The sequence below is a fragment of the Amycolatopsis sp. DSM 110486 genome (assembly GCF_019468465.1).
In the GTDB taxonomy this organism is placed as follows: Bacteria; Actinomycetota; Actinomycetes; order Mycobacteriales; family Pseudonocardiaceae; genus Amycolatopsis.
Genome location: NZ_CP080519.1, coordinates 5,433,319 through 5,458,908, shown reverse-complemented (window position 1 = coordinate 5,458,908; position 25,590 = coordinate 5,433,319). Strand labels below are relative to the sequence as shown.

The window sequence follows — 25,590 nt, the reverse complement described above, 5'->3', positions numbered from 1 at the left end:
TCAGATCTCCTTGACGTGTTCGAACGGTTCCAGGCACGCACGGCACCGGCGCAGCGCCCGGCACGCGGTGGCGCTGAACCGCGACTGCTCCTCGGTGTCGAGCGAACCGCAGTGCGGGCACGCGATGCGCGACACGGGCGGTGACAACGTGAGCGGCACCGGTCCACTCGCGCGCCGCGGGGCCGCACCCGGCGGCGCGATGCCGGCCTCGGCGAGCTTGCGCCGCCCGTCGGCCGAAATCCAGTCCGACGACCACGCCGGTTCGAGCACGGTGCGGATCTCGACGTCCGCGTAACCCGCGCCGAGCAACGCGTGCTCCAGGTCGTCGCGCATGGTGTCCATGGCCGGGCAGCCGGTGTAGGTAGGGGTGATGGCCACCGTCACGCGACCGTCCCGCACGGACACCGATCGCAGCACTCCGAGGTCGGCGAGCGTGAGCATCGGCAGCTCCGGGTCGGTCACGGTCTCGGCCACAGCCAGCGGGGTGTTCGATGCCGCCTCCGCGGGAAAAAGCACGTCGGCGGTCACCATGTCGCGTCCGGCATCGCCCGCGCCACGCTCTGCAGCTGCGCCAGCAGGAACCCCATCTGCTCCGTGTGGACGCCGTCGCGACCGGTCCGCCCGGACACGCCGGCCACGGCTCCCACGGTCGGCCGCTCCAGCGTCGCCGCGGCCAGCACCTGGTCGAGCACAACGTCGAACTCCGGCCGCAGCAAGGCCGCGTCCACCAGCTCCAGCGGGTGCGTCTTGAACAGCTCGTCGACGTATGGCCACACCGCGTCGAGCCCCTCCCGCATCCGCTCGTGCGACAGCGAAGTGCCGTCGCCGAGGCGGACGACCCACTGCGCCGCGTAGTCGCGGTGGTAGGCAAGCTCCTTCACGCCCTTGGCCGCGATCGCCGCGAGGACCGGGTCCACACTGGACTCGAGCTGTTGCAGCAACGCCAGCCGCCACGTGGAGAACACGAGCAGCCGCGCCATCAGGTGCCCGAAATGGCCCCCGCCGAGCTCGGCGAGCCGGACGTTGCGGAACTCGTGCTCCGCCCGCAGGAACGCGAGCGTGTCCTCCGAGCGGTCGGTCCCGTCGGCCTTGCCGGCGCGCGCCAGCAGCAGCCGGGCCTGGCCGAGCAGGTCGAGGCCGATGTTGGCGATCGCCACCTCGTCCTCGAGCTCCGGCGCGTTCGTGACCCACTCCTGCAGGTGGTGGGAGAACACCAGCGCGTCGTCGCCGAGCATCAGGCAGTACGCCGCCAAGCCGGCGGCGTCCACACCCGAAGGCACCGAAGTGTCCACACCGGACAGCGGGTCGGCGAAGCCCGTACCGAAGGCCCACCGGGCGTCGTTGTCCTCGGTGATGGCCTCATAGACGTTGTCAAAGGACATCAAGGCCTCACATGTGCGGAACGTTGTCGGGAATGTCGTAGAACGTCGGGTGCCGGTAGACCTTGTCGCCGCTGGGTGCGAAGAACGGGTCCTTCTCGTCCGGTGAGGACGCGGTGATGTCCGAGGCCTTCACGACCCAGATCGAGACGCCCTCGTTGCGCCGCGTGTACAGGTCACGGGCGTTGTGCAGCGCCATCTGGTCGTCCGCCGCGTGCAGCGAACCCACGTGCACGTGGTTGAGCCCGCGCTTCCCGCGCACGAACACCTCGTACAGCGGCCAATCGTGCTTCATCGCGAAGCCTCCTTCTCAGCATGAGCGACAGCCGCTTCCCGCACCCACGCGCCGTCGTCGTGCGCCTGCTTCCGGTGCTCGACGCGCTGCTTGTTGCACGGGCCGTTGCCCTGCAACACGTTCTTGAACTCATCCCAGTCGACCGCGCCGAAGTCGTAATGCTCGCGCGAAGCGTTCCAGCGCAGGTCCGGGTCCGGGAACGTGACGCCCAGCGCCTCCGCCTGCGGCACCGACATGTCGACAAAGCGCTGCCGCAGCTCGTCGTTGGTGTGCCGCTTGACCTTCCACGCCATGGACTGCGCGGTGTTCGGCGACTCCGCGTCGGGCGGGCCGAACATCATCAGCGACGGCCACCACCAGCGGTTCACGGCTTCCTGCACCATGTCCCGCTGCTGCTGCGTGCCGCGCATCATCGTCATCAGCAGCTCGAAACCCTGGCGCTGGTGGAACGACTCTTCCTTGCAGATCCGGATCATCGCCCGCGCGTACGGCCCGTACGACGACCGGCACAGCGGTACCTGGTTGCAGATCGCCGCGCCGTCGACCAGCCAGCCGATCACGCCGACGTCGGCGAAGGTCAGCGTCGGGTAGTTGAAGATCGACGAGTACTTCTGCCGGCCGGTGATCAGCTTGTCGGTGAGGTCCGCGCGGTCCGCGCCGAGCGTGGCCGCGGCCGAGTACAGGTAGAGCCCGTGGCCGGCCTCGTCCTGCACCTTCGCGAGCAGGATCGCCTTGCGCCGCAACGAAGGCGCGCGCGTGATCCAGTTGCCCTCTGGCTGCATACCGATGATCTCCGAGTGCGCGTGCTGCGCGATCTGGCGGATCATCGTCTTGCGGTAGCCCTCGGGCACCCAGTCGCGCGGCTCGATGCGCTGGTCGCGTTCGATGGTGTGCTCGAAGTGTCCGAGTAGGTCTTCCTCAGCTACAGCGGTCACGGCTGCTCCTTCGAAACGAGCGTGAGCACGTCGTACTTCGCCACGGAATCGCCGGTCTGGTTCACGACGTCGGCGTCCCAGCGGACCTCGCCGTACTCCTGGTCGATGCGCGGGGTGATCTGCTTGGCGGTCAGTGTCACGGTGAGCGCGTCGCCTTCCTTGACCGGCGTGAGGAACCGCAGGTTCTCCAGGCCGTAGTTGGCGAGCACCGGGCCCGGCTCCGGCGAGACGAACAGGCCGGCGGCGAACGACACGACCAGGTAGCCGTGGGCGACGATCCCGCCGAACAGCGGGTTCGCGGCCGCGGCGGCCTCGTCGGTGTGGGCGTAGAAGGTGTCGCCGGTGAACTCGGCGAAGTGGTCGATGTCGGCGCGGGTCACCGTGCGCGGGCCGGCCACCACGGAGTCGCCGACGCGCAGCTCGGCCAGCGACTTGCGGAACGGGTGGTCGCCCTCGACGCGCGGCGCGCCCTCGACCCATCGGCCGGTGACGGTGCTGAGCACCTTCGGGCTGGCCTGCACGGCCGTGCGCTGCATGTGGTGCAGCACGCCGCGGATGCCGCCCATCTCCTCGCCACCGCCGGCACGACCGGGCCCGCCGTGCACGAGCTGCGGCATCGGCGAGCCGTGGCCCGTCGACTCCTTCGCGTCGTCGGCGTCGAGCACCAGCAGCCGGCCGTGGTACGGCGCGACGCCCAGCACGATCGTCCGCGCGAATTCCGGGTCGCCGGTCACGATCGACCCGGCGAGGCTGCCGCCGCCGCGCGCGGCGAACTCGATGACCTGCGCGATCGACGTGTAGGGCATCAGCGTGGACACCGGCCCGAACGCCTCGACCTCGTGCGGCTCCGAACGCTGCGGGTCGGCCTTCAGCAGCACCGGCGACATGAACGCGCCGGTCGACTCGTCGGCGCCGACCACGTCGACGTGCTCCAGGTCGCCGTAGACGACGCTGCCGGCGTCGAGCAGGGCCTTGAGCGAGCGGCGGACCTCTTCGCGCTGCTCCAGGCTGGCCAGCGCACCCATCCGCACGCCCTCGGCGGTCGGGTTGCCGACCACGACCTTCGCCAGGCGCGCGCTCGCGGCTTCGGCGACGTCGTCGAGCATCTCCTCCGGCACGAACGCGCGGCGGATCGCCGTGCACTTCTGGCCGGCCTTCACGGTCATCTCCGTGACCAGCTGCTTCACGAACAGGTCGAACTCCGGTGTGCTCGGCCGCGCGTCGGGCGCGAGGATCGAGCAGTTCAGCGAATCGGCCTCCGCGTTGAAGCGCACGGAGTTGCGCACGACCGCCGGGTGCGCGCGCAGCTTCTGCGCGGTGGACGCGGAACCGGTGAACGACACCAGATCCTGCGCGGTCACGTGGTCGAGCAGGTCTCCGACGCTGCCGGCGATGAACTGCAGCGAGCCCTCGGGCAGGATGCCGGACTCGATGATCAGCTCGACCAGCTTCGCGGTGAGGTAGGCCGTCTGGCTCGCGGGCTTGACCAGGCTCGGTACGCCGGCGAGGAACGCGGGCGCGAACTTCTCCAGCGGCCCCCACACCGGGAAGTTGAACGCGTTGATCTGGATCGCGACGCCGTGCAGCGGCACGGCGACGTGCTGTGCGACGAAGGTGCCGCCCTTGCTCAACGGCTCCACCGCGCCGTCGAGGTAGACGGTGTCGTTGGGCAGCTCGCGCTTGCCCTTCGAGGCGTAGCTGAACAGCACGCCGATGCCGCCGTCGACGTCGAACTTCGAGTCGCCCAGCGTGGCGCCGGTGCGCGCCGACACCGCGTAGAGCTCCTCGCGGTGCTCGCGCAGGTGGGACGCGAGGGCCTTGAGCAGGGCCGCGCGCTGGTGGAACGTGAGCTCACGCAGGGCGGGACCGCCCACGCGGCGGCCGTAGTCGAGCGCGCCGGCGAAGTCGACGCCGGTCGACGAGACGCGGGCGACCTCCTCTCCGGTCGCCGCGTCGTGCAGCGGCGCCCCCTCGTCCGTCGCCGTGTGCCAGCCGCCGGAGACGTAGCTGCGGAGCAAAACCATGGGGCCCGACCCTCTCGCCGTGTCGCGCGGTGAGGCACCCGCGCGGAATTACCAACCGGACGTTCAGTAATTCCATCGTAGCCGCTCCCGCCTCTGATCGGAAGTCCCGGTGCTTGACAGCGAACCCGCGCCCCGCCTTTACTAACGGCGGGCCTGGATTACCGGCCATTCGGTCAGTTACTCACGTGGAGGCAACCGAACGTGACCACGCGCAACGCGGCCCACACCATGTTCGACACCGACGAAGCGTCGAAGGGCCTGGGCATCGAGCTCGTGGAGGCCGCCGACGGGCGCGCGGTCGCCACGATGAAGGTGACCGAGCAGATGGTCAACGGCCACGACATCGCCCACGGCGGCTACCTGTTCCTGCTCGCCGACACCGCTTTCGCCCTCGCGTGCAACACCCACGGACCGGTCACCGTCGCCGCCGGCGCCGAGATCTCCTTCGTCGCGGCCGGCCGCCTCGGCGACCACCTCACCGCCACGGCCATCGAGCGCACCCGCTACGGCCGCAACGGCATCTACGACGTCACCGTGCACCGGGACACCCCCGAAGGGCCCGAAGTCGTCGCCGAGTTCCGCGGCCGCAGCCGCGTCATCGAGAAGAGCCGGGAAACCCGATGAAAAGTACAACGCCGGACAGTGTTGTCGAAAGAATCAGCGTCGACGAGCTCGCCGCCCTCCAGCTGATGCGTCTGCAATGGACACTGCGGCACGCGTACGCCAACGTGCCCTTCTACACCAAGAAGTTCGACGAGACGGGCGTGCACCCGGACGACTGCAAGGAACTGGCCGACCTCGCGAAGTTCCCGTTCACCACCAAGGCGGACCTGCGCGACAACTACCCGTTCGGCATGTTCGCCGTCCCGCAGCAGGACATCCGGCGCATCCACGCGTCCAGCGGAACCACGGGCAAGCCGACCGTCGTCGGCTACACCGAGGACGACATCGACACGTGGGCGACCGTGATGGCGCGCTCGATCCGCGCGGCCGGCGGGCGCCCCGGCCACAAGGTGCACGTGGCCTACGGCTATGGCCTGTTCACCGGCGGGCTCGGCGCGCACTACGGAGCGGAAAAGCTCGGCTGCACCGTGATCCCGGCGTCGGGTGGCATGACCGCGCGCCAGGTGCAGCTGATCACCGACTTCAAGCCCGAGATCATCATGGTCACGCCGTCGTACATGCTCACGCTGCTCGACGAGTTCGAGCGCCAGGGCGTGGACCCGCGGGCGAGTTCACTGAAGGTCGGCATCTTCGGCGCCGAGCCGTGGACCGAGCAGATGCGCGCGGAGATCGAGGAACGCTTCGCGCTCGACGCCGTGGACATCTACGGACTGTCCGAGGTGATGGGGCCGGGTGTCGCGCAGGAGTGCGTGGAGACCAAGGACGGCCTGCACATCTGGGAGGACCACTTCTTCCCCGAGGTGATCGACCCGTTCAGCGAAGAGGTGCTGCCGTCGGGCGCGCAGGGCGAGCTCCTGTTCACGTCGCTGACGAAGCAGGCGCTGCCGATCATCCGCTACCGCACGCGCGACCTCACGCGGCTGATGCCGGGCACGGCGCGGCCCGCGTTCCGGCGCATGGAGAAGGTGACCGGGCGCAGCGACGACCTCATCATCCTGCGTGGCGTCAACGTCTTCCCGACACAGATCGAGGAGATCGTGCTGCAGACCGACGCGCTGAGCCCGCACTTCCAGCTGGTGCGTTCGACGCGGGGCCGGCTGGACCACCTGACCGTGCGGGTGGAGGCGCGTCACGACGCGTCGGCGGACGCGCGAGCGGCTGCGGCGGCGGCGTTGATCGCGGGTGTGAAGGACGGCGTCGGCGTGACGGTGGGTGTCGATGTGGTGGAGCCGGACACGCTGGAGCGGTCGGTTGGCAAAATGCGGCGCGTGATCGACGAACGAGACAAGACGTGACGACCCCTCCGGCCCGGCGGGGACGGCCCGGGTACGACCTGGAGTCTTTGCTGCAGGTCGCGGTGAAGCTGTTCAACGAGCGCGGCTACGACGGCACCAGCATGGAAGACCTGTCGCGCAAGCTGGGCATCACGAAGTCGGCGATCTACCACCACGTGCGCAGCAAGGAAGAACTGCTGCGGCTGTCGGTGGACCGGGCACTCGACGGACTGTTCGAGATCGCGGCGTCCACCGAGCAGCTCGACGGGCGCGCGATCGACCGGCTGGAGCACCTCGTGCGCGGCAGTGTGCTGGTGCTCGCCGACCGGCTGCCGTTCGTCACGCTGCTGCTTCGCGTGCGCGGCAACACGAAGGTGGAGCGTTCGGCGCTGGCCCGCCGGCGCGAGTTCGACCGCCTGGTGACGGATCTGGTCAAGCAGGCCGAGGCCGAGGGTGACGTGCGGCCGGACATCGACCCCGCCGTCGCCGCGCGGCTGCTGTTCGGCACGGTGAACTCGCTGATCGAGTGGTACCGGCCGCGCCGCGGCTCGTCGGGTGAGGAGCTGGCGGACGCGGTGTGCAAGATGGCGTTCGACGGCCTGCGCGCCTGAACCGCAGAGCCTGCCGAGGTGACACTCGCCGCCGGAAAGTCCCGCCCGGCGGCGATTCACTCCCCCGTCGTGGTCTTCGGCGGCCGGCGCGCCTGCCAGAGCATGGCGGCGCGCAGCTGCTCGATCAGGACCTCGTCGTCTTCTTCGCTCGGTTCGGCGCCCAGCGGGATCCAGCGCTCGCTGACGAGCGCGCCCTCGTCGTAGTTGCTGATGACGATGCCGTCGTAGGACAGGTCCGCCGAGCACTCACCGCGGCACTCGCCCGCGCAGCAGGGTTCGTCCACGCGCACCTGGCGGTGCTGCAAGCGCACGCTGACCCAGCGGCCCGCAGGCCGAGTCGTGCCACCCTCCGCATCGCTCATCTGCTCCTACCCCACCGCGCCCAGCCCCCGTTCGATCCGTCGTCCCAGTGGGCGGCGAAGTTACCGGCCGGTTGTTCCGGTTCAATAACGGACCGAGTCGATGTAGAAATACCGTCACACACAACAGTGGTACACGGTCTTTACGTGCGGTCAACAACTTGTTGACAGCAGGACGGAGGACGAGAAGGCTGGCACGATGAGCACCGGAACCCGGCCCACGCGGCGCCGGCTGGAACCGGCCGAGCGCAGGGCCGAGATCCTCGCGGTGGCACGGCGCCTGTTCGGGGCCGGCAGCTACGCGTCAGTGTCCACTTCGGACATCGCGGCGGCCGCGGGGGTGGCGAGGCCCCTGATCAACCACTACTTCGGCGGCAAGCGCGAGCTCTACCTCGAGGTCGTGCGGCAGATGATGATCGTGCCCGCGCCCGTGGTCGAGTCGCTGCCCGAAGGCCCCGTACGGCGCCGGCTGGAGGTCGGCATCGAGCGCTGGATCGACGTGGTCGACCGCAACCGCGACGCGTGGCTCACCGCGATCGGCCCGGAGTCCGCCGGCCGTGACCCCGAGATCGAGCGGATCATGCTGGAGGCCGACGACGTCGCGGCCGACCGCGTGCTGGCCGGGGCCCTGATGACCGACGTCACCGAGGGCCGGGAAGAGCTGCGCGCGATGATCCGGTCGTACGGCGGGATGTTGCGCGCGGCGTCTCGCGAATGGCTGATCCGCGGCACGCTGAACCGCGCCGAGCTGCGGACCTTCCTCGTGGAATCGATCATGGGCCTGATCGAGGTCACCTACCCGGCCGTGCTCGCGGAGCGGAACGACGCGCGTAGGCCGCCGGAGTCGTCCCCGTCCACCGTTTGAACGCGTAGATGAAGCTCGACGCCTCGGCGTAACCCAGGCGCAGCGCGACATCTTCGACGGACAACGCGCCGGTGTCGAGCATTTCCTCGGCGAGCGTCTGGCGGACCTCGTCCACGAGCTGGCGGTAGCCGGTGCCGGCGTCGGTGAGCCGGCGGCGCAGTGTGCGCGGGCTGACGGTGAGCTGGCGCGCGATCTCGTCCATGCCGGCGTCGACGCCGCCCAGGCGCACCAGGCGTTCTCGCACGAGCTGGGAGATGCCGGACCGTTCGCGGCGACGGGCCACGAGGGCGTCGCACTGGGCGGCGCACAGGGCCACGGTCTGTTCGTTGGCCTGCGGCAACGGCATGGTGAGGAACGCGGGGTCGAAGCCGGCGCGGTGGCGCTCGGCGCCGAATACCGGCTCGACGCCGAAGGTGTCCACATAGGACCTCGTCGACGATGGTGCCGAATGCCGGAACTCCAGGCTCCGTGGGGAAATCCCCGGCAGCAGGTCGCGCATCACGGTGTGGATCGCGGCGAGGTCCCTCAGCACGAGGAACCGCGAGACGTCGGCGGGTACGCGCGAATCGTCGAGCACCAGGCTGATCCCCTCCGCGTCCAGCTCCACATGGGGGATGCAGAACGTGAAGCTCAAGTCCAGGTAGCGCAACGCGAACAGCATCGCGTCGCGCATCGTCGGGCTGCTGATACACGCGAAGCCGAAGATGCCGAACGTCGTCACGCGATAGCGGCGGCCGAGTTCGAGAGCGACGTCGTCGCCACCGCCGGTGTGCGTGGCGACGGCGCGCACCACGGCCAGCTCCTGCCGCGCGTCGACCTGCCGATCGGGGCCGGTCAGCGCTTCACGCGGGGTGCCCGGCACCAGCTTTTCGGCGGGCACGCCGTGGTCCTCGGCGAACCCGAGCATGAGCAGGACGCTGGCGGTGCCGCGGGGGAAGTCCCAGTCGCGGACCGCGGGGGCTGCCAGCTCTGCCATGGCCGGAATTATGGATCAGGTCAGTTCGGCTGTGCTCGTTGAGGACGTATTGTGTCCGCAATGCCCATTACGCTCGGGCGCATGAAGCTGAGTCTGCGAGCCCTCAACCGCGCGACGATGGATCGGCAGCTGCTGCTGCGCCGGGCGTCGATGCCGGCACTGGCGGCCGTCGAGCACCTCGCCGGATTGCAGGCGCAGGCGCCGTTCCCGCCGTACTACGCGCTGTGGGCGCGGCTGCACGGCTTCAAGCCGCACGACCTGGCGAAGCTGCTCCTGGACCGCAGCGTGGCGCGGATCGTGCTGATGCGCGGCACCGTGCACCTCGTGACGGCGGCCGACGCGCTGGCGTGGCGCCCGCTCGTGCAGCCGATCATGGACCGCGACCTCCGCACGAACACGCTGCACGCGGCCCGCGTGGCCGGCCTCGACCACGGCGAGGTGGCCGCCGTGACGCGCGAACTGCTCGCGGACCGCCCGCACACGAGCGCGCAGCTGGGAGCCGCGCTCGCCGAGAAGTGGCCCGAGCGCGAGAGCGACGCGTTGATGCACCTGGCGCGCTGCCTCCTGCCGCTGGTGCAGATCCCGCCGCGCGGCGTGTGGGGCCAGGCCGGCCAGCCGACCTACCAGCTCGCGGACCGCTGGCTGGCCGGCAGCGAGGCCGTGTCCTCGGCCGAACAGCTCGTGCGGCGCTACCTCGCGGCGTTCGGCCCGGCGACGGTGGCCGACGCGCAGGCGTGGTCGGGTCTCACGAAGCTCGGTGAAGTGGTCGACGGGATGGACTTGCGCACGTACGTCGATTACGCCGGCCGCACGCTCTACGACCTGCCCGGCGCGACGCTGCCCGGCGAGGACGTGCCCGCGCCGCCGCGGTTGCTGGCGCCGTTCGACCAGCCGCTGCTCTCCTACGCCGACCGCACGCGCGTGATCCGCGACGAGCACCGCAAGCGCGTGATCAGCCAGAACGGTCTGGTCAAGGGCACACTGCTCGTCGGCGGCTTCGTGAAGGGCGCCTGGGACCTCAAGACCACCCGCGACGCGGCCACGCTCGTGCTCACGCCGTACGAACGGCTGCCGAAGCGCGACACAGCCGCGTTGGAAAGCTCCGGCAAGCGTCTGCTGACCTGGGCCGAACCCGGGTTGCGTCACGACATCCAGGTGCTTGCCGCGTAATCCCGGCACTGGCCGGAATTCTCGATTATCTGACCGTTCGTGTCCTTCCACCGCGACGGACGCGTGAGTAACTTGCTCAGGATGGGAGACACGGCAAGGACGCCGTCGGTGCTGATCGTGGGCACCGGGTTCGGCGGGGTCGGCACGGCGATCGAACTGAAGCGCGCCGGCTTCCACGACTTCACGATCCTCGAGCGCGCGAACGAGCCCGGCGGGGTGTGGCGCGAGAACACCTACCCCGGCGCGGCGTGCGACATCCCGTCGCCGCTGTACTCGTTCTCCTATGCGCCCAACCCCCACTGGCCCAAGCGGTTCTCGATGCAGCCGGACATCCACGCCTACCTCAAGCGCGTGGTGGCCGACTACGACCTCGGCCCCCACATCCGCTACGGCCAGGAGGTGACGGCCGCGACGTTCGACGAGGGCCGCTGGCGCGTCGAGACGGCAGGGGGCGAGACGTTCGAGGCCGACGTGTTCGTGCCGGCGGTCGGGCAGCTGTCGCGGCCGGTGCTGCCCGACATCGCGGGGCGCGACAGCTTCGAGGGCGTGGCGTTCCACTCCGCGTTGTGGAACCACGAGGCGGACCTCGATGGCAAGCGCGTCGCCGTGATCGGCACCGGGGCGAGCGCGATCCAGTTCGTGCCCGAGCTGCAGAAACGCGCCGCCCGGCTCACGATCTTCCAGCGCACGGCGCCCTACATCATGGCCAAGAACGACACGCGGTACGCGCGCTGGCAGAAGCGCCTGTTCGAACGCCTCCCGGCGACGCAGCTGCTCGGCCGCCTGCGGATCTTCCTGCTCGCCGAGTACGCGACCTACGCGATGACGCGCCACCCCGCGCTGGCGAAAGCCTTCGAGCTGCGGACGGCCCAGCTGCGGCACAAGCACATCAAGGATCGCGCGCTGCGGCGGAAGCTGACGCCGAAGTACCCATTGGGTTGCAAGCGGATCCTGTTCACCAACGACTACCTGCCCGCGCTCGCGCAGCCGAACGTCGAGGTCGAGACCGGCCGGATCCGCGAGATCACGCCGCGTGGAGTACGCACCGAAGACGGCGTGGAGCACGAAGCCGACGTGATCGTGTACGGCACCGGCTTCAACGCCACCGACTTCCTCGGCTCGATGAAGGTGCTGGGACTCGACGGGCGCAGTCTCGACGACGCGTGGCGCGGCGGCGCCCGCGCGTACCTGGGGATGACGGTGCCCGGGTTCCCCAACCTGTTCTGCGTCTACGGCCCCAACACCAACCTCGGCGCGGGCTCCATCATCTATATGATCGAGCGGCAGGCGCGCTACATCCGCCAGGCCGTGGAACAGCTCGCGCGGCCCGGGGTGTCCTATGTGGACGTGCGGCCCGAGGTGGAGGAGCGCTACGACCGCGAGGTGCAGCAGCGGCTGGGCCACAGCGTGTGGAGCGCGTGCACGAGCTGGTACCGCCAGGCCGACGGGCGCGTGAGCACCAACTGGCCCGGTCTGGTGACCGAATACGACCGCAGGACCCGGGTGCTCGACCCGGCCGACTTCAGGGTGGTGGCCTGATCTTGAACAGCACGGTCTCGAACTCCGACTACGACGTGCTCGTGATCGGTTCGGGGTTCGGCGGCAGCGTCACGGCGTTGCGGCTCACGGAGAAGGGTTACCGCGTCGGCGTGCTGGAGGCCGGGCGCCGCTTCGCCGACGACGAGTTCGCCAAGACGTCGTGGCGCCTGCGGAAATACCTGTGGGCCCCGAAACTCGGCCTGTACGGCATCCAGCGGCTGACCCTGCTGAAGAACACCTTCGTGATGAGCGGCACCGGCGTCGGAGGTGGTTCGCTCGTCTACGCGAACACGCTGTACGAGCCGCCGGACGCGTTCTACCAGGACAAGCAGTGGGCGCACATCACGGACTGGAAGGACGAGCTGGCGCCCTACTACGACCAGGCCAAACGCATGCTGGGCGTCGTCGAGAACCCGCTCACGACGCCGGCCGACGAGGTGCTGCGCGAAGTCGCGGACGACATGGGCATCGGCCACACCTACCGCCGCACGCCCGTCGGCGTGTACTTCGGCTCGCACCCGGGCGAAGAGACCCCGGACCCGTTCTTCGGCGGCGCCGGCCCCGCGCGGCGCGGCTGCACCCACTGCGGCGAGTGCATGACCGGCTGCCGCGTCGGCGCGAAGAACACCACGGTGAAGAACTACCTCTACCTCGCCGAACAGGCCGGCGCCGAGGTCCACCCGTTGACGACGGTGGTCTCCGTGCGCCCGGTCGACGGCGGCTACGCGGTGGACACCGAGCGCACCGGCCGCTGGGTCCGGCGCGGCCGGCGCACCTTCACCGCGCGCGAGGTCGTCTTTTCGGCCGCGGCCCTGGGCACACAACGGCTCCTGCACCAGCTCCGCGACGACGGCACGCTCCCGGGCTTGTCACCGCGCCTCGGCCTGTTGGCGCGCACCAACTCCGAGGCCGTGCTCGCCGCCCGTTCGCTGCGCAAGGACACCGACTACACGCGCGGCGTCGCCATCACGTCGTCGATCCACCCGGACGCCGTCACCCACGTCGAGCCCGTGCGCTACGGCAAGGGCAGCAACGTCATGGGCCTCATGGCCACCGTCCTCGTGGACGCCGAACCCGGCAAACGCCGGTGGGCGCTGGGGCTTCGCGAACTGGCTCGACGCTGGCGCCAGCTGCCGCGCCTGCACAACCCGCGGCACTGGTCGGAACGCATGATCGGCCTGCTCGTGATGCAGACGCTCGACAACTCCGTGACCACGTACACGAAACGGGGCCTGCTCGGCCGCCGGATGACCACTCGTCAAGGCAGCGGCGAACCGAGCCCCGACTGGATCCCGGCCGGCCACGACGTGACCCGCCGCGTCGCCGCGAAGATCGGCGGCCTCCCGCAGGGCGCCTGGACCGACCTCGCCAACACCCCGATCACCGGCCACTTCATCGGCGGCTGCACCATCGGCGACTCCCCCGACACCGGCGTCGTCGACCCCTACCAGCGCGTCTACGGCCACCCCGGCCTCCACATCGTCGACGGCTCGACGATCTCGGCCAACCTGGGCGTGAACCCGTCGCTGACGATCACCGCCCAGGCCGAACGCGCGATGGCGTTGTGGCCGAACAAGGGCGAGGCCGATCCCCGCCCGGCTCTGGGCTCGGCTTATCGCCGGATCACTCCGGTGGCGCCGCTCAAGCCGACCGTACCGACGACGGCGCCCGGCGCACTGCGGCTGCCGATCGTCGACCTCCGGATCGGTCGCTGACCAGCAGATTCAACAATCCCTCAACACATCCACCAACCACCACCAGGCACGCTTGCGGCGTCGCACGCGCTCACCCCCCTCTGAGCACGTGCACTGGGGGTGTCTTGAAAGGAGCTCCCGCGACGACGCCCTCCCTGCCGTCGCGGGAGTCCTTCCAAGGTCTTGTCCGGAGCGCCCCTAAGGCAGATTCGCGAGCGCGCCGCCAACGGTGTTCGCGAACGCGTACCCGGCGGACGCGTCCCAGTTGATCGACCAGGTCATGGCACCGCGGATCGCCGGGTACGTGGCCGAGGGTTTGAAGCCGGCGCAGCTGGTGCCGCGTGCGAGGCAGTTGAGCGCCGAGACGACGTTCGACGGAGCCTGGTAGCCGCCGCCCGCCGAGCCGGAAGCCGGCAGGCCGAGGGCCACCTGGTCGGCCCGCAGACCGCCTTGCAGCTGAATGCACGCCAGCGCCGTCAGGAAGTCGACGGTCGCCTGCGCGTAGACCTGGCCGTTGCAGCCGAGCATGGTGCCCGAGTTGTAGTACTGCATGTTGACGACCGTGAGGATGTCCTTGATCCCCAGCGCGAGCTGGAAGTAGCCGCCCTGGGTGGACTGCATGTCGATCGTCTGCGGCGCCATGGTGATGACCGAGCCGCCGCCGTTGTGGATGCTGCGCAGCGCCTGGCCCATGTAGGTGGCGTTGATGCCGTTCTCGAGGTCGATGTCCACGCCGTCGAAGCCGTAGGTCGAGATCAGCGACTTAACGGAGTTGGCGAAGTTGTTCGCCGACGACGAGTCGCTGACGTTGATCGTGCCGTTTTGACCACCGACGGAGATGATCACCTTCTGGCCGCGCGCCTGCACGGTCTTGATGTCGGCGCGGAACTGCGCGTCGGTGTAGCCGCCGAGCTGCGACGACAGGCCGGAGTCGAGCGTGAAGTTCACGGCGCCCGGTGTGCCCGTGGCGTCGGCGAAGGCCACGGCGATGATGTTGTAGCGCGTGGGCACGTCGGCGAGCTTGAGGGCCTTGGCGCCGTTGTAGAAGTTCTGCCAGTAGCCCGTGAGCACGTGTTTGGCCAGGTCACCGGTCGTCGGCGGCTGGGACGTGGTGGGCGTGGTCGGGGTCGTCGGCGGGGTGGTGGGTGTCGTCGGCGTGGTCGGGGTCGTGGGCGGCGGGGTGCCCGGGCCGTCGAGGTTGACGTCGTCAGCCAGGTAGGCCGGCTGTCCGTACCAGCCGTGCAGGTACACGGTGATGCTGGTGGACGCGCCGGTGGTGAAGTCGACCACGAGCTGGCTCCAGCCGCTCGTGCCCGGCGTCCAGGTGCTGGTGTCGGCGCCGCCGGTGCCGGAGACGCCCAGGTAGACGTAGCTGCCCTGCACCCAGGCCGACAGCTTGTAGGCGGTGTTCGCCTTCACCGTCACCTGCTGCGAGCACTGGGCGGTGTCGGACGACGACGGCGCGGCGCTGAGCGCCTTGGTCCCGCCGTGGGCGCCACTGGACACCACGGAGGCGGAACCACTGCAGGTCCAGCCCGAAAGGCTGCCGCTTTCGAAGCCGGGGTTGGCGAGGATGTTGGCCGCCGAGGCGCTGCCACCGATGACGAAGGTGACACCGAGGCACGCGGCCACGGTGGCGATCAGGGCGCTGATCGCGAGTTTGGGTCGGCGGGAAGGGCGAGGTTGTGGGGACCGTTTGGAGAACACAGCAAGACCTCCACGAAAGAGTGAGGCAGGTCACCACAAAGTGGACTAGACCAATCTCGGTGTCAAGGAACCGTTCGGGCGTCGCTTCGACGGGGCCATACGAAAGTCGCACCGCACCGGGCGGCAGAATGCTCGGCACGGGACACCGAGACGGAGCAGGAGCCTGGTTGTGAGCGTGCAGTCGGTCGAGGAACGGATCGCCGAAGAGCTGGGGGTGCGCGAAGGTCAGGTCAAGGCCGCGGTCGACCTCCTCGACGGGGGGTCGACCGTGCCGTTCATCGCCCGGTACCGCAAGGAAGTCACCGGGATGCTCGACGACGCGCAGCTGCGCACGCTCGAGGAACGGCTGCGCTACCTGCGGGAACTCGACGAGCGGCGCGTCTCCGTGCTGGAGTCGATCCGCACGCAGGGCAAGCTCGACGAGGCGCTCGAGGCCCAGATCATGGCCGCGGACACGAAGTCGCGCCTGGAAGACATCTACCTGCCGTACAAGCCGAAGCGGCGGACGAAGGCGCAGATCGCCCGTGAGGCCGGCCTCGAGCCGCTGGCCGACGGCCTCATGAACGACCCGAACACCGACCCGCAGGCCGCGGCCGCTGTGTTCGTCGACGCCGACAAGGGTGTCGCCGACGCGCAGGCCGCGCTCGACGGCGCCCGCTCGATCCTCGTGGAGCGCTTCGCCGAAGACGCCGACCTGATCGGCGAGCTGCGCGAGAAGATGTGGACCGAGGGGCACATCGCGTCGAAGGTCCGCGCGGGCAAGGAAGAGGAAGGCGCGAAGTTCGCCGACTACTTCACCTTCTCCGAGCCGTACGCGAAGCTCCCCTCGCACCGCATCCTCGCGATGCTGCGCGGCGAGAAGGAGGAAATCCTCGACCTGTCGATGGAGGCCGAGGAACCCCGGGCCGAGGACGCCGAGCCGCGCGTCGGTCCGACCGAGTACGAGATGCGGATCGCGCACAAGTTCGGCGTCACCCAGCAAGGCCGGCCCGCCGACAAGTGGCTCGGCGACACCGTGCGCTGGGCCTGGCGCACCAAGATCCTCCTGCACCTGGGCATCGACCTGCGGATGCGGCTGCGCCAGTCGGCCGAGGACGACGCCGTGCGCGTGTTCGCGGCGAACCTGCGCGACCTGCTGCTGGCCGCGCCGGCCGGCACGCGCGCGACGATGGGCCTCGACCCGGGCTTCCGCACCGGTGTGAAGGTGGCCGTGGTCGACGCGACCGGCAAGGTCGTGGACACGCACGTGATCTACCCGCACCAGCCGGCGAACAAGTGGGACCAGTCGATCGCCGAGCTCGCCGTGCTGTCGGCGAAGCACCACGTGGACCTGATCTCGATCGGCAACGGCACCGCGTCGCGCGAGACGGACAAGCTCGCGCAGGAGCTCATCAAGAAGCACCCCGAACTGAGCCTCACGAAAGCCGTCGTCAGCGAGGCGGGCGCGTCGGTGTACTCGGCGTCGGCGTTCGCGTCGCAGGAGCTGCCGGGCATGGACGTGTCGCTGCGCGGCGCCGTCTCGATCGCGCGCCGGCTGCAGGACCCGCTGGCCGAGCTGGTGAAGATCGACCCGAAGTCGATCGGCGTCGGCCAGTACCAGCACGACCTGTCCGAGGTGTCGCTGTCGCGCTCGCTCGACGCGGTGGTGGAGGACTGCGTGAACGCGGTCGGCGTGGACGTGAACACCGCGTCCGCTCCCCTGCTCACGCGGGTTTCGGGCATCACCACGGGGCTCGCCGAGAACATCGTGTCCCACCGCGACACCAACGGTCCGTTCAAGTCGCGCACCGCCCTGAAGGAGGTCGCGCGGCTCGGGCCCAAGGCGTTCGAGCAGTGCGCCGGCTTCTTGCGCATCCCGGACGGCGACGACCCGCTCGACGCGTCTTCGGTGCACCCCGAGGCGTACCCGGTGGTGCGGCGGATCCTCGACCGCACCGGCTCGGGCATCCGCGAGCTGATCGGCAACGCCCGCACGCTGCAGGCGCTCAAGCCGACGGAGTTCGTGGACGAGACCTTCGGGCTCCCGACCGTCACGGACATCCTGACCGAGCTGGAGAAGCCCGGCCGCGACCCGCGTCCGGCGTTCAAGACGGCGACGTTCGCCGAGGGCGTGGACAAGATCGGTGACCTCAAGCCCGGGATGCGGCTGGAGGGTGTGGTCACGAACGTGGCGGCGTTCGGCGCGTTCATCGACGTCGGCGTGCACCAGGACGGCCTCGCCCACGTGTCGGCGCTGTCGAAGAACTTCGTGAAGGACCCGCGCGACGTCGTGAAGCCCGGCGACATCGTGAAGGTGAAGGTGCTCGACGTCGACGTGCCGCGCAAGCGGATCTCGCTGACGCTGCGCCTGGACGACGAGCCGGGTGCTTCGTCGCAGGACCGTCGTGGTGGTGGCGGTGGCGGCGGTCGTGACCGCGGTCAGGGCGGCGGCGGCGGCCAGGGTGGCGGTGGCGGCCAGGGCGGTGGCGGCGGTCAGCGGCGTGGCCAGCAGGGCAACCGCGGTGGTAGCGGCGGCGGTCGTGACCGCGGAGGCAACTCCGGCGGCAACGGCTCGATGGCCGACGCGCTGCGGCGGGCCGGATTCGGCAAGTAGGACCGGGTCAGCGGGCCCGGAGCCAGCGGATTTCGCCGTCGTGCCACTCGTCGGTGGGCGTGAGCCCGGCGGCGGTGGCCACGGCGGCGGAAGCCCGGTGCCCGGGGTGGACGTGGGCGAGAACGGCGGCCACCGGCTGCCGTTCGAGCCAGGCGACGAGCGCCTGGGTGGCTTCAGTGGCGATGCCGCGGCCTTGCCACGGCGTCCCCACCACCCAGGCGATCTCCGCGCCGGCGGCACTCACGGTGGCCTGGACGGTGCCCGTCAGACAGGCATCGCCGCGAAGCCGGATCACCCAGTTCAGCCAGGTCACGGCCGGGTCAGGCGAGCCGGCGGTCATGCGCTGGTAGCGCGTACGCAGGGCTTCCGGAGTGTCCGGGGTGCCGCCGATGAAGGTGTGCAGCGCCGGATCGGACAGCACCCGCGCCATCTCCTCGGCGTGCTCGACCAGCAGCGGCAGCAGGTCCAGCCGCGCGGTGGTGATGGCCCGGGCTTCGAGGCGGGGTGCCGTCACCGAGCACCGGCGTAGCCGAGCGGGCGAGCCCGGCCCGGGATCGCGGACCGGTGAGCCCAGGCGGTCATCACCGCGCAATTCCCAGCAACGCGGCCTCGAGCGCGATCAGGATCTCCGCGGTTGCTTTCGGGTCGCTGAGAGAGCGACCGGTGGCGGCCTCGACCCGGCGCAGCCGATGGCGGACCGTGTTGGGGTGACAGAACAGAACTGCCGCGGCGCCTGACGCCGACCCTCCGTTGTCCCGCCACGCGGCCAGGGTGTCGAGGAGGACCTTGCCTTGCTCGGGCGGCAGGTCGAGGATCGGCCCGAGTACGGCCTGCCGGACTCGGGCCGAGTACGGCCTGCCGGACTCGGGCCGAGTACGGCCTGCCGGACTCGCTGCATCGCGTCGGGCGCGCTGACCGCCGCGACGGCAAGGGGAAAGTCGTCGAACATCGTGACGTGCGGCGTGCCGGCGACGGTGCTCGCCAGCGCGATGCGCGCGAAACGCAGCGCGGCCGCCGTCTCCGTCAGTGCCCGATACGGCGGGCTGACGCCGATCCGGCTGTGCGCCGACGCCGTCAGGGTCGACGCGAGCGGGCGCAGGTCGGCGTCGTTCTCGAAGCGCACGATCCCGATCTGCGCATCGGGCATCAGCCGCCAGGCCGACCCGATGCGTCGTGCCCGCAAGCGGTTCTCGATGCCGGGCAGCGCCTCCTGGGCCAGTTGCACCGATTCGGCCGCGACCACGACGAAGGGCCCCCGTTTGGGCAGGCGCAGCACGTCCGCTACCTCCCAGACGGACGTCTCGTGCAGCGGCCGCCCCTCCAGGAGTGCGCCGACCAGAGCCGACCGCTCGCCCTCGTTCCGCAGCACCAGTGCCATCGTCGCCTCGCGGTGCGCAGCGGCCATCTCCTCGGCGAAGGTGTCGTGTGCGGACCAGAGGTCGGAGGCCGCGTCCACCAGTGCCTGATCGGAGACCCGTTCCTGCGTACGGGCGTGCCGCACGAGGCTGTGCCAGATCTGGCTGAACAGCACGCGGAACGCCGCCATGACCACCGACAGCGGCACCCCTTGCTCGGCTCGCAGAGCACCGGTCGTCCGGGCTGCCGCGACGTCGGCGAACCGGTCCTCCTGCAAGGACCGGAGGACATACTCGAGGTTGCCTCGCACGGATCGCCTCAGGTCGTCTGCCGACACGACGGTAGTCAGGGAGTAGAACTCGACGCGGGCCTCGATCGCGGACGCGATCTCGTCCGCGAACTCGTCGATGGCGCCCAGCAGCCGTCCGGCGAGTGCCACGAGCTCCGGATCGGGCCCGCTCGTGGCCTCGCGTCGCGTCACCAGGTCAGCCTAGAGCTTGTCCTGTGTCAGGCACCGCATGCCGCGACGATCAGGTCGATCGTCTCGGCCGGCTTGCTGATCATCGCGACGTGCGAACTGGCGACCTCCACCGTCTGCGCTCCGGCGCGCTTCGCCATGAACCGCTCGGCCTCCGGCGGGATCGTGACGTCGTCGGCGGCCACGAGGTACCAGCTCGGGATGGTCCGCCAGCCAGGCACTCCGGAAGCGGCGGACAGGCAGGACAGCGCGAACCCGCGCTGGGCGACGGCCATGAAAGCGGCGAGATCAGTGTCCAGGTCGGCGCAGAACAGCTGGTGGAAGAACTCCAGGTCGATGTACCCGTCGGCGTCGCCCTCGGGCGCACCCGGGTACGGGCGCCGAACCAGGCGCTCACCGAGTTCGGACGCCCCGCCGCCGAGCGCGAAGGACTCGAGCAACGTCTCTCCCTCGTCCGGCGCGAAAGCGGCGATGTAGACCAACGCCCGCACGTTCGGGATGCCCGTGCTCGCGTTGGTGATCACGCAACCGCCGTACGAGTGGCCAACGAGCACGACGTCGCCCTGGATCGTCGACACGAAGTCCCTGATGTAGCCGGCATCGGCGGCGACCCCGCGCAGCGGGTTGGCCGGAGCGAGGACCGGGTACCCGCGTTCACGCAGACCGGCGGCCACCCCCTGCCAGCCTGACGCGTCAGCGAAGGCGCCGTGGACCAGTACGACGGTGGGGAGTGCGGAAGCGGCTATGACGAGCCTCGTTCCTGTTGTGGGGTGAAAGGGGTTGCCTGCTCACCGTGCAGCAGGGCACACGCGAACGCGATGTTCCCGATCAACCTGAACGAGGCCGTTTGTTGTCCGTCAGGACAACGGGCCCGAGCGGGTCCGCGCGCGGGTGCGCCCGCGGACCCGGTGCGCCTAGGCGTTCATCTCGTAGGTGCCGGACAGGTCCCGCACCACTGTCCACACGCGAGCGAAGCGGTCGGCGTCCACGACGGGCTTGCGCAGGGCCGCCAGAGCCAGCTCCTGCTGCTTGGCCGTGGAGCTCGCCTTGCCGTTGAGGTCCACCGCGGCCGTGCTGAAGTCCTGCACCAGCACGGCGAAGAGCTGGTCCACGACGTCGTCGGGCTCGCCGGTGAGCTCGGCCTGCTCCAGGATCAGCTGGCCGTAGACGACGAGGGTGAACAGCTCCGTCAGCGCCAGCCCGAAGTCCAGGTCGGCCTGCTGGGCCTCGTCCGGCGCGGCTTCGGTGAGCAGGCGCACGAGGTGGTCGGCCTGCTCGCGGAAGAGCGCCACGTTCGGGATGTGCGAAGCCTTGCCGTAGGCCGTTTTCCAGTCGTGGAAACGGACCTTCGACAGGCCGCGCGCGGGGCCCTGGCGGAAGAGGAACTCGTCGTCCGCGGCGTCGTCGCGGGTCGGCACGGGGGCGTAGTCCTGGGGCGCGAAGAGGTACGCGGGCATGAACTTCGCGATCAGCGCGAGGTTCACCGCCACCGTGCCCTCCAGCTTGGGCAGGCCGTCGATGTCGTTCTTGGCCATGGCGAGGTAGGTGTCGGCCTCGAAGCCCTTGGCCGCGACGACGTCGGCGACCAGGCCGATCACCTTCTGCGCCTGCGTGGTCACCTTCATCTTGGTGATGGGGTTGAACAGCAGGTAGCGGCGGTCGTCCGGGCCGGCGGAGCGGAAGTAGTCCACGGCGCGATCGGAGAACAGCTTCATGCCGACCAGCCGGGCGTAGGCCTCCACGAACTCGCGGCGCACGTGCGGGAAGTCGGTGACGGGCTTGCCGTAGAGGATCCGGTTGTGGGCGTGCGTGATGGCCTCGTACAGCGAGTGCGTGGCCATGCCGATGCCGCCGAAACACAGGTTGAACTTGCCGATGTTCACAGTGTTGAGCGCGGCGCTGAAGGCCTCCGCGCCGACGTGCAGGAGGTCCTCGGCGTGCACCGGGTAGTCCTCGAGCCGGAACTCCGCGACGAACATCTGCGAGGGCACGACGTTCTTCACCACGTGGTAGTTCGGGTGGGTCGAATCGGCGTAGAAGAACACGTACTGGTCCGGGCCCTCGACGCCGTCGATGCGGCCGAAGACCGACACCGTGCGGGCGACGTTGCCGTTGCCGATGTAGTACTTGGAGCCGTTGGCGCGGTAGCCGCCCGCGCCGTCGGGCGTGAGGACGAGGTCGGACGAGTAGATGTCGGCGCCGTGATCCTTTTCGGACAGTCCGAACGCGCCGACGCCGCCCGCGTCCAGCGCGTCTGCCGCCCGCTTGCGCGCGACCTCGTTGCCGCTCTGCCACACCGGGCCGAGCCCGAGGACCGTCACTTGAAATGGGTACCAGAAGTTCAAGCCATAGAAGCCGAGGATTTCCGCCAGCGCGGCCACGCGGCTGGTGTCCCAGCGCTTGTCCGGCGCGCCGTCGGCGGCCGCGGCGGGCGTGAGGAAGGTGGCGAAAAGGCCTTCCTTGCCGGCGAACTCGAGGAAGTCCGCGTAGAAGGTGCGGTTGTGGTAGTCCTCGGTGAGCTTGCGCTTGCCGCGTGACTCGAACCACTCGATCGTGGCCAGCAGCAGGCGCCGGGTCTCCGGGTCGAACGACTGCGGGTCGTAGGCCCGCGGGTTGAGCAGCGGCATGGCTCTCCTCCGTGATTACCGACGGGTAACTTAGCAAGGGGCCGAGGTGCGGGCAAACTCACTCGGCCCCGCGTGCACGTTCGGCTATACTGATCTTGCGGTCCGCTCAGTTCTGCCTCGGATCGCGTGTTGTTGTCGACTACCACGCGCCGCGGCCCCCCGAGGTCTGCGCCGGGCAGGACAACCCTTCTCACGTATGGAGAACCGGGGCGTTTCGAGCGCCCGTACGCACTTATGACCACATTTACTGAACTCGGCCTGCCCAAGTCCCTGGTGGACGCGCTGGCGGCCCAGGGCGTCACCTCGCCGTTCCCGATCCAGGAAGCCACGCTGCCGCACACGCTCGCGGGCCGCGACGTGCTCGGCCGCGGCCGCACGGGCTCCGGCAAGACCTACGGCTTCGCGCTGCCCGTGCTGGCCCGCCTCTCCGCCGGCCCCACGCGCCGGCGCCCCGGCCGCCCGCGCGCGCTGATCCTCGCGCCGACGCGTGAGCTCGCCACCCAGATCGAGGCCACCATCGCGCCGCTGGGCAAGGTGCTGGGCCTGAAGACGACCACGATCTTCGGCGGCGTGAGCGCGTCTCCGCAGATCACGCGCCTGCGCGACGGCGTGGACATCGTCGTCGCCTGCCCCGGCCGCCTGGCCGACCACATGCGCTCCGGCGAGGTGAAGCTCGACCAGATCGAGATCACCGTGCTCGACGAGGCCGACCACATGGCCGACCTGGGCTTCCTGCCCGAGGTGCGGCGCATCATGGACCAGACGCCCGAGCGCGGGCAGCGGCTGCTCTTCTCCGCGACCCTCGACGGCGGCGTCGACGTGCTGGTCAAGCGCTTCATGCACGACCCGGTCACGCACAGTGTCGACTCGGCCCAGTCGCCGGTCTCGACCATGACGCACCACGTGCTGCACCTCGAGGAGACCCACCGCCTGCCGGTGCTCGTCGACCTCACGGCCGCACCCGGCCGCACGCTCGTGTTCACGCGCACCAAGCACCGCGCCAAGAGCCTCACGCGCAAGCTGGTGGCCAGCGGGGTGCCGGCCGTCGAACTGCACGGCAACCTCGGCCAGAACGCGCGCACGCGCAACCTGGAGGCGTTCTCCTCCGGCGCGGCCAAGACGCTGGTCGCCACCGACATCGCGGCCCGCGGCATCCACGTGGACGACGTCACCCTCGTCATCCACGCCGACCCGCCCGTGGAGCACAAGGCCTACCTGCACCGCTCCGGCCGCACCGCGCGCGCCGGCGCGTCGGGCACCGTGGTGACGCTGATGACCGACGACCAGGTCGCCGACGTCCGCGACCTCACCCGCAAGGCCGGCATCAAGCCCACGACCACGCAGATCGGCCCCGGCCACCCGCTGCTGGCCGAGCTCGCCCCCGGCGAGCGCACCTTCGACGCCTCGCCGCGCCGCCCGATCGTCGACGACCGCCCGAAGAAGGTCACCGCTTCCGGCGGCGACGCTTCCGCCGCTCGCGGTGGGCGTCGTGGCGGGCCGGCTCCGGAGAACCGCGGTGGGCAGGGCGCTCGCGCCAACGCTCAGTCGCGCCGGGGCGAGTCGGCCGGACGCGGCGGCTCCAGCCGCGGCAGCCGTGGTGGCGCCGGGCGGGACTCGTTCGGCGAAGGCCGCGGTCGCGGCGGTGCTGCTCGCGAATCGTTCGGCGAGGGCGGCGGCCGTGGTCGCGGTGGCGCTTCGCGGGAAGCGGTCGCCGACGGCGCCGGTCGCGGTCGTGGTGACGCCGGTCGTTCAGCCGGGGGCCGCAGCGGCGCCGGGCGCGCGAACGCCGGCCGCGGTGGCGCCGCAGCCGGGCGCACCGGTGGCGGTCGCAGTGGCGCAGCCGCCGCCCGCACGCAGGGCGAACCGCGCCGCGGTGGTTCCGGCCAGTCGGCGACGCGTTCGCAGCAGCCCAGCCGCGCCGGCTCGGCCTCAGGCTCCAGCCGTGGCGCCGCAGCGTTCTCGTCCGGCACCCGCGCGGGATCTCGCCGCACCGGGCGCTGACCATCCACTTCAGACCGGCCCGCAGGCTCCGCGCCTGCGGGCCGGTTTTTTGTGCCGCAGGCGCGTCAGAGCTGGCCGAGCAAGGCGAACGCGGGCGGGAAGCCGCCCAGCACCACGAACGCGGCGATGTTCGTCTTCTTGTACTGCACCAGCAAAGCCACGAACTCGCGCAGAAAGGCGCTCGGCACGAAGTACGAAGCGGTCTTCGCGCCGATCACGTCCAAGCGCAGCCGCAGGCGGCGAGCGAGGATGGCGGTGCGGAAGACGTGGTAGTTGTTCGTCACGGCGAGGATCCGGCCGGAAATCCCCCGCGCGCGCAGCAGTTCCACGCTGTAGCGCAGGTTCTCGTCGGTCGTCGTGGCCTTGTCCTCCAGCAGCACCGACTCCCGAGACACTCCGGCGTTCTCCAGATACGCAGCCATCGCCGCGGCTTCCGAGGTGAGCTCGTCACTCCCCTGGCCACCGGACACGACCACGACGGCCTCGGGCGAGCGCTGGTAACACTGGACCCCGCGGTCCAGCCGGCTGGCCAGCAGCGGCGGCACGCGGTCACCCAGCAAACCGGAGCCCAGCACGATGATCGCGGCGACGCGGGCGCGGCGGTTCAGCCTGCTGTAGAGCACGGAGTACATGAGCAGTGCCGTGAACACGAACGCGAGATACGCCGAGAGCAGCAGCGCCGAGAGCGCCACCACGATCAGCCACGGCGCCGCGCGCGTGAAGGCGACCGCGCCCACCGTGAAGACGTAGACCGCCAGGATCGCCAGCCCCGCGAGCAGCGACAGCAGGTTAGCCGGCCGATGCCCCTCGCGGCGCCACATCACCGCGCCGTTGGCGACCAGCGCCCACGGCAGCACCAGCGCGGCGACCACCGCCACCACCGCGACGACGATCAGCACCACGGTCTGCAGCCACACCAGCCCCGCCGTGAGGCTGAAGAGCCACAACGCCGTCAACACCAAAGCGATCGCGAACCACACGGCGTTGCCGAACCGCCGTGGCTCGCGCAGGAACCGCACGAAGAAGATCAGATCGGCGAGCAGCGCCAGGATCGCGGGGGCCATGATCGAACATTGTGGTGGG

22 protein-coding genes and 1 pseudogene are annotated in these 25,590 nt (G+C 70.1%); 9 read left to right on the top strand and 14 right to left on the bottom strand.

The window, feature by feature from the left end; genetic code table 11:
- From paaD to paaZ, 5 genes are read right to left on the bottom strand one after another with little or no spacing between them, the layout of a single operon-like run.
- A complete protein-coding gene (paaD, locus tag K1T34_RS26545) occupies positions 1–531 on the bottom strand; it encodes a 1,2-phenylacetyl-CoA epoxidase subunit PaaD (RefSeq protein ID WP_220246879.1) in 531 nt (176 codons plus the stop codon).
- Complete coding sequence (gene paaC / locus K1T34_RS26540) at positions 525–1,382, bottom strand: 1,2-phenylacetyl-CoA epoxidase subunit PaaC (protein ID WP_220246878.1); 858 nt, start codon at positions 1,380–1,382, stop codon at positions 525–527. The genes paaD and paaC overlap by 7 nt, the downstream gene beginning before the upstream one ends.
- A gap of 7 nt (positions 1,383–1,389) precedes the next feature.
- Entirely contained in the window at positions 1,390–1,674 is a 285-nt protein-coding gene (paaB, locus tag K1T34_RS26535) for a 1,2-phenylacetyl-CoA epoxidase subunit PaaB (RefSeq protein WP_220246877.1), read from the bottom strand.
- Positions 1,671–2,609, bottom strand: coding sequence for a 1,2-phenylacetyl-CoA epoxidase subunit PaaA (paaA, locus tag K1T34_RS26530; RefSeq protein ID WP_220246876.1), 939 nt, complete (start codon positions 2,607–2,609; stop codon positions 1,671–1,673). The genes paaB and paaA overlap by 4 nt, the downstream gene beginning before the upstream one ends.
- A complete protein-coding gene (gene paaZ / locus K1T34_RS26525; RefSeq protein WP_220246875.1) occupies positions 2,606–4,633 on the bottom strand; it encodes a phenylacetic acid degradation bifunctional protein PaaZ in 2,028 nt (675 codons plus the stop codon). The genes paaA and paaZ overlap by 4 nt, the downstream gene beginning before the upstream one ends.
- A gap of 228 nt (positions 4,634–4,861) precedes the next feature.
- Here paaZ and paaI point away from each other — a divergent pair, with 228 nt between their 5' ends.
- The 3 genes from paaI to K1T34_RS26510 are packed head-to-tail and all read left to right on the top strand — an operon-like array spanning position 4,862 to position 7,142.
- Positions 4,862–5,257 (top strand): hydroxyphenylacetyl-CoA thioesterase PaaI, encoded by a 396-nt coding sequence (paaI, locus tag K1T34_RS26520; protein WP_220247428.1) that lies wholly within the window; start codon positions 4,862–4,864, stop codon positions 5,255–5,257.
- Positions 5,254–6,552 (top strand): phenylacetate--CoA ligase PaaK, encoded by a 1,299-nt coding sequence (paaK, locus tag K1T34_RS26515; RefSeq protein WP_220246874.1) that lies wholly within the window; start codon positions 5,254–5,256, stop codon positions 6,550–6,552. The genes paaI and paaK overlap by 4 nt, the downstream gene beginning before the upstream one ends.
- Entirely contained in the window at positions 6,549–7,142 is a 594-nt protein-coding gene (locus K1T34_RS26510) for a TetR/AcrR family transcriptional regulator (RefSeq protein WP_220246873.1), read from the top strand. The genes paaK and K1T34_RS26510 overlap by 4 nt, the downstream gene beginning before the upstream one ends.
- Positions 7,143–7,198: 56 nt before the next feature.
- Here K1T34_RS26510 and K1T34_RS26505 read toward each other — a convergent pair whose 3' ends face one another.
- Positions 7,199–7,504, bottom strand: a complete 306-nt coding sequence (locus K1T34_RS26505) for a hypothetical protein (protein ID WP_220246872.1) — start codon at positions 7,502–7,504, stop codon at positions 7,199–7,201.
- 196 nt (positions 7,505–7,700) lie between these two features.
- On the opposite strand from K1T34_RS26505, the gene K1T34_RS26500 reads away from it, so the two are divergent.
- On the top strand, positions 7,701–8,366 hold the full coding sequence (locus K1T34_RS26500; RefSeq protein ID WP_220246871.1) for a TetR/AcrR family transcriptional regulator: 666 nt from the start codon (positions 7,701–7,703) through the stop codon (positions 8,364–8,366).
- Here the strand turns inward: K1T34_RS26500 and K1T34_RS26495 are convergent.
- Positions 8,293–9,342 (bottom strand): AraC family transcriptional regulator, encoded by a 1,050-nt coding sequence (locus K1T34_RS26495; protein WP_220246870.1) that lies wholly within the window; start codon positions 9,340–9,342, stop codon positions 8,293–8,295. The two genes, K1T34_RS26500 and K1T34_RS26495, sit on opposite strands and share 74 nt — an antisense overlap.
- A gap of 81 nt (positions 9,343–9,423) precedes the next feature.
- On the opposite strand from K1T34_RS26495, the gene K1T34_RS26490 reads away from it, so the two are divergent.
- The 3 genes from K1T34_RS26490 (at position 9,424) to K1T34_RS26480 (ending at position 13,766) form a co-directional block, all read left to right on the top strand.
- A complete protein-coding gene (locus K1T34_RS26490; RefSeq protein ID WP_220246869.1) occupies positions 9,424–10,512 on the top strand; it encodes a winged helix DNA-binding domain-containing protein in 1,089 nt (362 codons plus the stop codon).
- Positions 10,513–10,593: 81 nt separating this feature from the next.
- Positions 10,594–12,051, top strand: a complete 1,458-nt coding sequence (locus K1T34_RS26485) for an NAD(P)/FAD-dependent oxidoreductase (protein WP_220246868.1) — start codon at positions 10,594–10,596, stop codon at positions 12,049–12,051.
- A gap of 2 nt (positions 12,052–12,053) precedes the next feature.
- Entirely contained in the window at positions 12,054–13,766 is a 1,713-nt protein-coding gene (locus K1T34_RS26480) for a GMC oxidoreductase (protein ID WP_220246867.1), read from the top strand.
- A 177-nt stretch (positions 13,767–13,943) separates the two neighbouring features.
- On the opposite strand, the gene K1T34_RS26475 is transcribed toward K1T34_RS26480, so the two are convergent.
- Complete coding sequence (locus K1T34_RS26475) at positions 13,944–15,386, bottom strand: chitinase (protein ID WP_370643840.1); 1,443 nt, start codon at positions 15,384–15,386, stop codon at positions 13,944–13,946.
- Between the two features lie 235 nt (positions 15,387–15,621).
- Between K1T34_RS26475 and K1T34_RS26470 the strand changes: the two genes are divergently transcribed.
- Positions 15,622–18,045: a Tex family protein gene (locus K1T34_RS26470; protein ID WP_220246865.1), complete on the top strand. Its 2,424-nt coding sequence runs from the start codon at positions 15,622–15,624 to the stop codon at positions 18,043–18,045.
- A 7-nt stretch (positions 18,046–18,052) separates the two neighbouring features.
- Here the strand turns inward: K1T34_RS26470 and K1T34_RS26465 are convergent, their stop codons facing one another.
- The 5 genes and pseudogenes from K1T34_RS26465 to K1T34_RS26450 form a co-directional block, all read right to left on the bottom strand.
- Entirely contained in the window at positions 18,053–18,559 is a 507-nt protein-coding gene (locus K1T34_RS26465; protein ID WP_255638724.1) for a GNAT family N-acetyltransferase, read from the bottom strand.
- Positions 18,560–18,626: 67 nt separating this feature from the next.
- Positions 18,627–18,815, bottom strand: coding sequence for a helix-turn-helix domain-containing protein (locus K1T34_RS54750; protein ID WP_370643839.1), 189 nt, complete (start codon positions 18,813–18,815; stop codon positions 18,627–18,629).
- Between the two features lie 221 nt (positions 18,816–19,036).
- A pseudogene (locus K1T34_RS54745) lies at positions 19,037–19,423 on the bottom strand (PucR family transcriptional regulator); the annotation flags it as partial.
- A 485-nt stretch (positions 19,424–19,908) separates the two neighbouring features.
- On the bottom strand, positions 19,909–20,595 hold the full coding sequence (locus K1T34_RS26455; protein ID WP_255638796.1) for an alpha/beta hydrolase: 687 nt from the start codon (positions 20,593–20,595) through the stop codon (positions 19,909–19,911).
- Positions 20,596–20,793: 198 nt separating this feature from the next.
- Positions 20,794–22,506: an acyl-CoA dehydrogenase gene (locus K1T34_RS26450; protein ID WP_220246863.1), complete on the bottom strand. Its 1,713-nt coding sequence runs from the start codon at positions 22,504–22,506 to the stop codon at positions 20,794–20,796.
- A 234-nt stretch (positions 22,507–22,740) separates the two neighbouring features.
- On the opposite strand from K1T34_RS26450, the gene K1T34_RS26445 reads away from it, so the two are divergent.
- The gene (locus K1T34_RS26445) at positions 22,741–24,507 is read left to right on the top strand and encodes a DEAD/DEAH box helicase (protein ID WP_220246862.1); all 1,767 of its coding nucleotides are present in this window, start codon (positions 22,741–22,743) and stop codon (positions 24,505–24,507) included.
- 65 nt (positions 24,508–24,572) lie between these two features.
- Here the strand turns inward: K1T34_RS26445 and K1T34_RS26440 are convergent, their stop codons facing one another.
- Positions 24,573–25,571 carry a YdcF family protein gene (locus K1T34_RS26440; RefSeq protein ID WP_220246861.1) on the bottom strand — a complete coding sequence of 333 codons (999 nt, stop codon included), beginning with the start codon at positions 25,569–25,571 and terminating at the stop codon, positions 24,573–24,575.
- Between the last annotated feature and the right edge of the window lie 19 nt (positions 25,572–25,590).